Source organism: Antiquaquibacter soli, from assembly GCF_030580675.1.
GTDB lineage: Bacteria > Actinomycetota > Actinomycetes > Actinomycetales > Microbacteriaceae > Rhodoglobus > Rhodoglobus soli.
In genome coordinates this window covers 108,418-118,207 of the sequence record NZ_JAUQUB010000006.1, presented here as the reverse complement: position 1 = coordinate 118,207, position 9,790 = coordinate 108,418, and the positions used below count along the sequence as shown (strand labels likewise).

The following is a 9,790-nucleotide window of genomic DNA, read 5'->3' as shown; positions in this document are numbered from 1 at the left end:
CCACGGCGACACCTCCACCAACGACGGAGTACTCCTCTGCCGACACCACCACCAACTCCTCCACACCAAGAACTGGCAAATCACCCGAACCGGATCGCGCTACTGGCTCCACCGCGGCACCAGCGACCGGCAACTGCTCCAACACCGCAACCCCACCGCAGCCCGACTACACCCACCACCGAGGCAGTAATGAGGGCGGGCGCAACCCCCGTGCCGCCAGAGACCCTGCCCGCTAGGAGCCGGTCGTGCGCGTAACGATCGCCTCCCACGGGCGCAGGATCGAGCGGTCCCCCGGAGGGTAGTTCGCGACTACCGTCTCGCCGGTGGGCTCGAACGGCATGACAATCGGCTCGGAGGAGAGATTCGCGGCGACGGTGAGGCGCTCGGCACCGAGGGTACGGGTGAACGCGAAGAGCGCGGGATGCTCCGGCTCGAGCATCCCGAAGTCTCCGTCCACGACGACCGCCAAGCCGTGGCGCAGCGCAATGAGCGCGCGGTAGAACTCGAACACCGAGCCCGGACGACCGCGCTGAGCCGCCGCGTTGATGCGCGCGAAGTCCGGGTGCACGTCGATCCACGGGGATCCGGTCGTGAAGCCGCCGTGCGGGTCCGCCGACCAGTGCACCGGGGTGCGGGCGTTATCGCGGCTCGCCCGGCGCATCCCGGCGAGCACCTCGTCGCGGGGCTGGCCGAGCACCTCGACGGCCTCGGCGAAGTAGTTGAGCGACTCGATGTCGCGGAACTGCTCGATGCCGACGAACGGCGCGTTCGTCATCCCGAGCTCCTCGCCCTGGTAGACGAACGGGGTGCCGCGCTGCAGGTGGAGCACGGTCGCGAGCGCCGTCGCGGACTCGAACCAGTAGCGCCCATCATCGCCGAAGCGGCTCACGACGCGGGGCTGGTCGTGGTTGTTCCAGTAGAGCGAGTTCCACCCGGCGTCGGCGAGCCCCTCCTGCCACGACGCGAGGGAGCGCTTGAGGGCGACGATGTCGACCGGTGCGGGCGACCACTTGCCGGCGGGGCCGTGGTCGAGTCCGACGTGCTCGAACTGGAACACCATGTCGAGCTCCCGACGCCGCGGATCGGTGAACAGCCGCGCCTGATCGATCGTGACCCCCGGCATCTCGCCGATCGTGAGGTAGTGCCGGTCGCGACCCTCGAAGACCTCGCGGTGCATCTCCTGCAGGAACTCGTGGATGCGCGGTCCCGCCGCGTAGTGCGGAAACCCGTCGCCCCACAGTCCGCCCGGTGCGACCACGCCGTCGGGCAGCGCCGGGTCCTTCGAGATCAGGTTGATGACATCCATCCGGAAGCCGTCGATGCCCCGATCGAGCCACCAGCGCATCATGTCGTAGATCGCCGCGCGCACCTCCGGGTTCTCCCAGTTGAGATCGGGCTGCTTCCTCGAGAACAGATGCAGGTAGTACTCGCCGGATGCCTCGTCGAGCTGCCAGGCCGACCCCGAGAAGAACGAGCCCCAGTTGGTCGGCTCGGCGCCCAGCTCGCCCGGCGCGAAGCCCGCGCGCGGCGGACGCCACCAGTACCAGTCGCGCTTCTCACTCGAGGGCGACGAGGCGGACTCGACGAACCACGGGTGCTCGTCCGAGGTGTGGTTGACGACGAGGTCCATCACGAGCCGCATGCCCCGCTGGTGGAGCGCCGCGATCACCGCGTCGAGGTCGTCGAGCGACCCGAACGCCGGGTCGATGGCCCGGTAGTCGCTGATGTCGTAGCCGTTGTCGTCGTGCGGGGACGCGTAGATCGGCGACAGCCACACCACGTCGATGCCGAGTTCCTGGAGGTAGTCGACGCGGTCGAGCAGTCCCCGCAGGTCGCCGATGCCGTCACCGTCGGAGTCGGCGAAGCTGCGCGGGTAGACCTGGTAGACGACGGCGTCCCGCCACCACGTGGGGTCGTCAGTGGAGCGCCGGCCGGCGCGGAAGTCGTTCACGAGTGCGTCCTAGAGTTCGATGAGGATGAGCTGCCACGCCTGCAGGGGCGGCAGCGCGGCGACCGCGTGGTCGCCGTCGAGCGAGACCCCGATCTCCTCGAGCCGACCGCTGCCGTCGGGGTCGGCGACGCGGATGCGCGGCACCCTGTCCTTGAGTCGCCGCACGCGGAGAGTGCCGGTGCCCGGGTGGCCGAAGGGCTCGCGCGGGGCATCCCACAGCACGTCCCTCTGCCCGACGAGGTTGATGAGATTCACGACGAGGCGGCCGCGAGCGGCGGTGATGCTCCGCCAAACCGCTCCCGCGACCGCCTCCTCGCTCACCACTGCGCCGTCGAAGGCGACGTCGCAGTCGTTGTTGTACCCGCCCGCGTACGATGCCGTCACATCGTCGAGGGCGGGGTCCATCAGGATCTCGTCGTGCTCGACGAGGAAGTCGTACCAGCGCACGAGCATGTCCGCGGTGGACGGCTCCGCGACGTGGTTGCGCACGTAGTAGGGGTCGACGAGGATGCGGTCGTCCTCCCCGGCGAGGATCTGCGTGCCCCCTCGCGAGTACAGCGTCGCCATGGTCAGCCGCGTCGCGCGATCTGATGCCTCGGCCGGGGCCGAGTCGTACACGTGCTGGTAGGCCGCGATGACGACGGGCTTCCCGCCGCCGGCGAGCCGGGCGCGGGAGACGATCGTCGCGAGGGAGCCGAGGGTGAGGTTCGGCTCCCACGGCTCGATGTACACCGCGTCCTGCGGTGCGGGCCCGGTTGCGCGGGTGGGGAAGTCGTTGACGTTGTTGAAGACGAGCCGGGCATCCGGCAGCGCGGAGCGCACGCCCTCGATCATCGTCACGAACGACTGCGCGACGTCGACGACGGCACCATCCCCGCGCACCGCCGACTTCGGGTAGCCGAACTGGTCGAGGTGGAACCCGTCGAACCCGACGGCGTCGACCGACTCCCGCAGCTCCCTGGAGAAGTGGGCGAGCCAGTCCGGCGCGGCGGGGTCGACGATGTACAGGAAGTCGCCGAGCGAGTACGGCTCGCCCGTCGGGGTGTACAGACCGTCGTGCGCCCACTCCTCCCACGACTCGGGCGCGACCGCATACACCGCGGCGTAGCCGATCGCGTCGGAGCCCGCCCGCTGCAGGGCCGAGGCGAGCCGGCGCACGGTGTCGAGCGAGACCGGCTGGCCGAGCGCGTCCTCGTACTGCTCTCCGCCGCCGAGGAGCGACACGTGGCGGTACGCCCAGTCGTAGAACATGATGCCGTTGAGGTGCAGGCGGCGCGCGGTGTCGGCGAGCCCCGCCGGGTCGCGATCGGGCACGAAGCGCGCGGTGAACCCGTACCGCAGCCGGGCGCGGGATGCGGCGCGCACCTCGACCGCGGTGCGGGTGACCGCTCCCCCGGCGTGAAGCTCGACGCCGTAGCATCCCTCGCCGAGCTCGGGCAGCGGCACCACGCCGGTGATGCCGTCGAACGGAACGCGCGCGACCTCGTCGCCGAGACGGAGCACGACGAGCTCGCCGGGCCCCGCCGATCCGCGCACCTCGATCTGCACGCGGTCGGTGGGCGCGTAGGTGGCGCGGGTGGGCAGCAGTTCGGTCGGTTCGGTCATCCCTTGATCGCTCCTGAGGTGAGGCCTTGCACGAAATAGCGCTGGAAGACGAGGAACACGATGATCACGGGCACGACCGCGATCGCGGATGCCGCGAACACGACGCCCCACTGCACGGCGTTGTTGCCCTCGCCCGCGAACAGGCGGATCGCGATCGGCAGTGTGCGGTTCTCCGGCGAGTTGGTGATGGTGAGCGCCCAGGCGAACTCGTCCCACGAGGCGAGGAACGTGAAGATCGTGGCGGTCGCGAGGCCGGGCTTGGCGAGCGGGATGGCCAGGCGCCAGTACCGCGTCCACGCGTTGGCGCCGTCGACCTGCATCGCCTGGTCGAGCTCGCCGGGGATCGTCTCGAAGAAGCCGCGCAGCAGGAACGTGTTGAGCGAGAGCGAGCCCGCGACGTAGAACACGATGAGTCCGCCGAGCGAGTCGAGGAGCCCGAGCTGCTTGGCGAGCACGAACTGCGGGATGATCAGCATGATCGCGGGGATCATCAGGCCGAGCAGGAGCACGCGGAAGATCGTTTCCTTGAACCGGAAGCTGAACCGTGCGAACGCGTACGCCATCATCGAGCTCACGAGCAACGAGATCGCCGTCGAGGTGACCGCGACGAGGAGCGAGTTGGCGAAGTAGCGGCCGATGTCCTGGGTGGCGACGACCTGCTCGTAGTTGGCGAGAGTCGGCGGATCGGGGATGAACTTCGGCGGCATCGTCAGCACGAAGGTGTTCTCGGTGAACGACGTCGACAGCAGGTAGACGAACGGGATGACCATGACGACGGCGCCCGCCGAGAGCAGCAGGTAGCGCGCGACCGAGGCGGGGATGCCCGAGACGCGGCGACGACCGGCGGTCACGAGAGCACCTCCCCGCTGCGGTCGCGGAACACCCGCAGCTGAATCACCGAGAGCACGAAGATCGCGAGGGTGAGGAGCACCGACACCGCGGAGCCGTAGCCGAGGTCGAGGAACTCGAACGCCTGCCGGTACATATAGGTGAGCAGCACGTCGGTGCGGCCGGCGGGGCCGCCGCCCGTCATGAGGTACACCGAGATGAAGACGTTGAACCCGCCGATGACGAGCATGACGGTGACGAACCCGAGCGCCGCGCGGATGGCGGGGAGGGTCACGGCGCGGAAGCGCTGCCAGCGGTTCGCGCCATCCATCGTCGCCGCTTCGAGGAGCGACTGCGGCACTCCCTGGAGGGCAGCGAGGAAGATCATCATCGACCAGCCGATTCCCTTCCAGATGCCGAGGGCGCAGATCGCGGCGAGCCCGGTCCAGCGGTCGGCGAGCCACGACGTGTCCCCGGAGGTGACGTGCAGCAGGTCGCCGAGCGTGAAGTTGATGAGGCCCTCGTCGGCGAAGAGGAATCGGAAGAGCAGGGAGACGACGACCCAGCTCGTGACGACGGGCAGGTAGTACAGCACGCGGTAGAGCGGCTGGACGGGGCTGCGCTTGTGCAGCAGGAGGGCGACGATCAGACCGAGGGCGATCTGCGGGATGACGGTCGCGACGATGTAGACCACGGTGTTGCCGGAGGCGAGCCAGAACTGCTCGTCCCCGAGGGCGCGGGCGTAGTTGTCGAGGCCGAGGAACTCGCTCGTCGCCGAGCCGACGATCTTCCAGTCGAAGAAGCTCATCTGGAACGCCTGCACCATCGGGTACAGGATCGTGACCGCGAAGAGCAGGATGCCCGGCGCGAGGAACAGGTAGGGCGTCGGCGAGAACCGACGGCGCCGAGCCGGGCGAGCGGGTGGTCCCGGCCGCCGTGCGGCGGAGGGGGTGGCCTCCGCCGCACGGGTCGCCAGGCCGGTCGCCTGGGTGGAGATGCTCATGACGTCTCGATCAGCCCTTCGCGAGGACTGCGTCGATCTGCTCGGCCGCGCGGGTGAGTGCCTCCTCGACGGAGACCGTGCCCTCGAAGGCCGGGGTGAGCTCGGTGTTGAGGATGCCGTCGACCTCCGCGCCGCCGGTGATGGCGAGGCGGTTCTTCGCGGTCTCGAGCTGGTCGGTGAAGACCGAGTAGTAGGGCACGAGCTCGACCTGCTTCGGGCCGAGCTCCTGGATGACCGTGAGCTGGCCGGTGGGCACGAGCGCGAGCTGGAACTCCTCCGACTGCGTGAAGCGGATGAACTCGAGCGCGGCTTCCTGGTGCTTCGAGGATGCCGTCAGCACGATGTCCTCACCGCCGACGACGCTCACCGACCCACCCGGGCCGGCGGGCACGGGCGAGTAGATGGGCGCGAAGTCGGGGAAGTCGCTCTCCCAGATGCCGTTCATCCACGGGCCGTCGAGGATGCTCGCGTACTGGCCGCCCGGGAGTCCCTCGCTCGTCGAGGTGGCACCGGAGTTTCCGGTGATCCCGGTCGAGATCTGGCCCGCCTGGTAGAGGTCGACGAGCATCTGGATGGTCGCGATGTTCTCGTCGCTGTTGAGGACTCCCGTGGAGGTGCTGAGGTCCTCGCTCGCGATGTCCCCACCGCCGGACCAGATCCACGGCATGATGTTCCACGCGCCGAGGCCGCCGTCGGCGAACGCGGTGATCCCGGTCCCCTCGAGGGCGCCGGCCATGGCCTCGAACTCCTCGAAGGTCGCGGGCGGTGCATCCATCCCGGCGGCGTCGAGCGCTGCCTGGTTGGTGATGAGCACCCGCGTGTTGGTGTCGAGCGGGAGGCCGTAGTACTCGCCGTCGTAGAGGTTGGTGGCGAGAACCCCCGGGTAGGTGGCGTCGGCGAACTCCTGGAAGTCGTCCATCGCCTGCGACAGGGGCACGAGAACGCCGAGGTCGGCGAAGCGCGGCACCCAGCCGAGGTCGGCGCGCACGAGGTCGGGCAGCGCGTCGCCCGCGGCGCTCGTGGTGAGCTTCTGCAGCAGGTCGTCGTAGGGCACGTCGACGTACTCGACCTGGATGCCCGGGTGGGATGCCTCGAACGACGGGATGAGGGTCTCGTTGAGCACCTCCTGCTGAGCCGAGTTGCCGCCGTTGCCGTACGAGCCCCAGAACGTGAGGGTGATGGGGTCGTCCTCGGTGCCCGCCGGTTCGCCGGCCGAGCATCCCGCGACCGCGATCGCGACCGCCGCTGCGATGGCTGCGGCGGAGCCGAGCCGAGTGGAACGCTTCATTGCGATTCTCCTGTGTGTGATTCGGGAAAACAGTCCCGCCGTTTCGGCGGAGCGGTGCATCGGGTTATTTCTATGACAAAACTAATCTCCTGTCAACAGACGCGTTCGCGCGGTGTTAGCGCTACAGTTACTTCACCCGCAGAAACAATCGAGCCGGAAAGGTGAGCCGAGTGCGCAACACCACGCCGCCGTGGGTCCCCGACGCCGGGGCATCCCAGGCCGTCGCCCTCGAGGTGCTGCTGCGCGGACCCATCTCCCGAAGCGACATCGCCCGACGGCTGCAGCTCTCCCCCGGTTCGCTCACGCGACTGAGCACGCCGCTCATCGAATCCGGGCTGCTCGTGGAGGTCGGCGAGCGCGGCGACGGCCGGGCCGGGCGCCCGTCCCGACCGCTCGACGTGGTCCCCTCCTCGCGCCACTTCATCGGCATGAAGCTCATGGGCGACCAGGTGCTCGGCGCCCTCACCGATCTGCGCGCGGACGTGATCGCGTCGGAGTCCGCGGCGCTGGAGTCGCAGCATCCCGACGACGTCGTCGCCACCATCGCGGCCATCGCCGCCCGTCTCGCCGCGCGCGTGCCCGCGGTCACGGCGCTCGGCATCGGGGTCGGCGGGCTCCTCGATGACCACGGCACCGTGCTGAGCGCTCCCTTCCTCGAGTGGGAAGACGTGCCGCTCGCCTCCCTCGTGGAGACGGCGACGGGCATCCCCACCGTCGTCTCGAACGACCTCGTGGCCTTCACGGAGTACGAGCACTGGTTCGGCGCCGCCCGGGAGCTCGACCGCTTCGCCGTCATCACCCTCGGGGCCGGCATCGGCTACGGCCTCGTCGCCAACGGAGCCGTCGTTGCGAGCCCCGACTCCGGCATCGGGCTCGTCGGGCACTGGCCCCTCGACCCGTACGGGCCGGTGTGCCCCTCCGGCCACCGCGGCTGCGCGCGGAGCATCCTCACCCAGGCCGCGATCGTCGGCGCCGTCTCCACCGCGCTCGGCCGCGCCGTCGGGTACGAGGAAGCGCTCGACCTCGCCGCCGCCGGTGAGGCCGCGGCGCGGCGGGTCGTGGATGACGCGGGCCGAGGCCTCGGCCGACTGCTCGCCGCGGTCGCCAACCTCACCGTGCCCGAGATGATCGTGCTCGGCGGGGAGGGTGTGCGGCTCGTCGAGATCGCCCGCGATGCGGTGCGCGAGGGGATGGCTCTCGATCGCGATCCGCGGGCTCGGGACATCCCGCTCGTCACGACGACGGGCGACAACACCGAGTGGTGCCGGGGAGCCGCCGTACTCGCGATCCAGGCGTACGTACTGCCCGCTGCGCGCTAGCCGGATCGCCGTGGCGCCGGGCCGCGCCGACTGGCTAGGGTCGACTCATGGTGGTTCAGCCGAGCGGTCGGGTCGTGCGCGATCGACGCGGGCTCGAGGTGATCGTCGAGCGTCGCATCCCGGTGCCCGCCGAGGACGTGTGGGGTTGGCTGAGCTCACCGGCGAAGGTGCGCAAGTGGATCTCCGGTGCGCGACCGAGCGTCGTCGAGCCGGGTGAGCGCGTCGAACTCGTCGCTTCCGACTGGAGCGCGACACTCTCGATCGCGGCACTCGACTCGGGCACGATCGTCTACGCCAAGGAGCGCGCCGACGGATCGCGGGCCGCTGCCGACGCCGGGCCGCGCTGGGAGCACTCGCTCGACCGGCTCGTCGCCGCGATCGGCGGGGCGAAGGCTCCCGCGCTCGAGCCGTACCTCGCGACGCAGCGACCGTACTACGAGCGGCTCGCGATGGACGGCGACCCGATGAGCTGGCCGCCGAGCTGATGGGCCTCGGACTCCAGCCCCTCTCCGACCGCGTCCTGCTCTACGGGGGTCGGCACAACAGCCGCGCGTACGAGATCCGCGACTTCCTCACGCGCTGCGTCGTGAACTACGACTGGCACCCCATCGACACCGACGAGGAGTGCATGGCGACGCTGTGCGTGCCGATGGCGGATGCCCACCTCCCGGTCGTCGTCCTCCCCAACGGCACCCCGCTCTCCAATCCGACCATCGCCGAGATCGCCGAGCACCTCGGCTGGGTCACGCGACCGAAGCTCGCCGAATACGACCTGTCGATTTACGGCGCGGGCCCCGCGGGGCTCTCCGCGGCGGTCTACGCGGCCTCCGAGGGGCTGAGCGTCGTGCTCATCGAGCGCGAAGCGGTGGGCGGTCAGGCGGGGTCGAGCAGCCTCATCGAGAACTACCTCGGCTTCCCGCACGGCGTCCGCGGAGCGGACCTCGCCGAGCGGGCACGCCAGCAGGCGGTCGCGTTCGGCGCAGAGCTGCTGCTCATGCGCGAGGGCGTCCGCGGCCAGTTCCGGGATGGCCGCATCCACGGCGAGCTCGCCGACGGCACTCCCATCGTGGCGCGGGCGAACATCTGCGCGACCGGCATCGAGTGGCGCCGGCTCGGCCTCGACGGCGAGGACCGCCTGCTGGGCGCCGGGCTCTACTACGGGGCGGGCACGAGCGAGGCGTCGGAGTGCACCGACGAGCACGTCTTCGTGATCGGCGGCGCGAACTCCGCCGGCCAGGCCGCGATGAACCTCGCCGCCCACGCCCGCCGCGTCACCGTCGTCGTGCGCGGGGCCGACCTGTCGGCCACGATGTCGTCGTACCTGTCGGAGCGCATCGCCGCGGAACCCCGCATCGAGGTGCTGCCCCACACCCAGGTAGTCGGCCTCCTCGGCGAGGAGGAGCTCGAGGCGATCGTGCTCGACGGGCCGGAGGGGCGCCGCGAGGTGCCGACGGGGCGGCTCTTCGTGTGCATCGGCGGGCAGCCCAACACCGATTGGACCCTCGAGACGAAGATCGCCCGCGACCGCCTCGGCTACCTGCTCACCGGCCCGGACCTGGATGCCTCGCTCCTCGCCGAACGGGAGTGGCCGCTCGAGCGGCCGCCGTTCCACCTCGAGACGAGCGTGCCCGGCTCCTTCGCGGCGGGCGACGTGCGCGCCGGGTCGGTCAAGCGCGTCGCGTCCGGCGTCGGCGAGGGCGCCATGGCGGTGACGTTCGTGCACCGGTACCTCGCGGAGCGGTACGGCACCGCGACGCAGCCGGCGGGCGTGCGGCCGAGCATCCCGGTCTAGGCGC

Annotated in this window: 8 protein-coding genes; 3 read left to right on the top strand and 5 right to left on the bottom strand. The window is 70.2% G+C overall.

Annotation, left to right across the window (positions count from 1 at the left end; translation table 11 throughout):
• Window positions 1-232: 232 nt before the first annotated feature.
• From Q5716_RS15235 to Q5716_RS15215, 5 genes are read right to left on the bottom strand one after another with little or no spacing between them, the layout of a single operon-like run.
• Entirely contained in the window at window positions 233-1,951 is a 1,719-nt protein-coding gene (locus Q5716_RS15235) for a glycoside hydrolase family 13 protein (RefSeq protein WP_305004011.1), read from the bottom strand.
• Window positions 1,952-1,960: 9 nt separating this feature from the next.
• Window positions 1,961-3,556: a glycoside hydrolase family 66 protein gene (locus tag Q5716_RS15230; RefSeq protein WP_305004010.1), complete on the bottom strand. Its 1,596-nt coding sequence runs from the start codon at window positions 3,554-3,556 to the stop codon at window positions 1,961-1,963.
• On the bottom strand, window positions 3,553-4,407 hold the full coding sequence (locus Q5716_RS15225) for a carbohydrate ABC transporter permease (RefSeq protein ID WP_305004009.1): 855 nt from the start codon (window positions 4,405-4,407) through the stop codon (window positions 3,553-3,555). Before Q5716_RS15225 ends, Q5716_RS15230 begins: the two co-directional genes overlap by 4 nt.
• The gene (locus Q5716_RS15220; protein WP_305004008.1) at window positions 4,404-5,387 is read right to left on the bottom strand and encodes a carbohydrate ABC transporter permease; all 984 of its coding nucleotides are present in this window, start codon (window positions 5,385-5,387) and stop codon (window positions 4,404-4,406) included. The genes Q5716_RS15225 and Q5716_RS15220 overlap by 4 nt, the downstream gene beginning before the upstream one ends.
• A 10-nt stretch (window positions 5,388-5,397) precedes the next feature.
• Complete coding sequence (locus tag Q5716_RS15215) at window positions 5,398-6,675, bottom strand: extracellular solute-binding protein (protein ID WP_305004007.1); 1,278 nt, start codon at window positions 6,673-6,675, stop codon at window positions 5,398-5,400.
• Between the two features lie 170 nt (window positions 6,676-6,845).
• Between Q5716_RS15215 and Q5716_RS15210 the strand changes: the two genes are divergently transcribed.
• From Q5716_RS15210 to Q5716_RS15200, 3 genes are read left to right on the top strand one after another with little or no spacing between them, the layout of a single operon-like run.
• The gene (locus Q5716_RS15210; protein WP_305004006.1) at window positions 6,846-7,994 is read left to right on the top strand and encodes an ROK family transcriptional regulator; all 1,149 of its coding nucleotides are present in this window, start codon (window positions 6,846-6,848) and stop codon (window positions 7,992-7,994) included.
• Window positions 7,995-8,041: 47 nt separating this feature from the next.
• Complete coding sequence (locus Q5716_RS15205; RefSeq protein WP_305004005.1) at window positions 8,042-8,479, top strand: SRPBCC family protein; 438 nt, start codon at window positions 8,042-8,044, stop codon at window positions 8,477-8,479.
• Entirely contained in the window at window positions 8,479-9,786 is a 1,308-nt protein-coding gene (locus Q5716_RS15200) for an NAD(P)/FAD-dependent oxidoreductase (protein ID WP_305004004.1), read from the top strand. The genes Q5716_RS15205 and Q5716_RS15200 overlap by 1 nt, the downstream gene beginning before the upstream one ends.
• Window positions 9,787-9,790 lie beyond the last annotated feature (4 nt).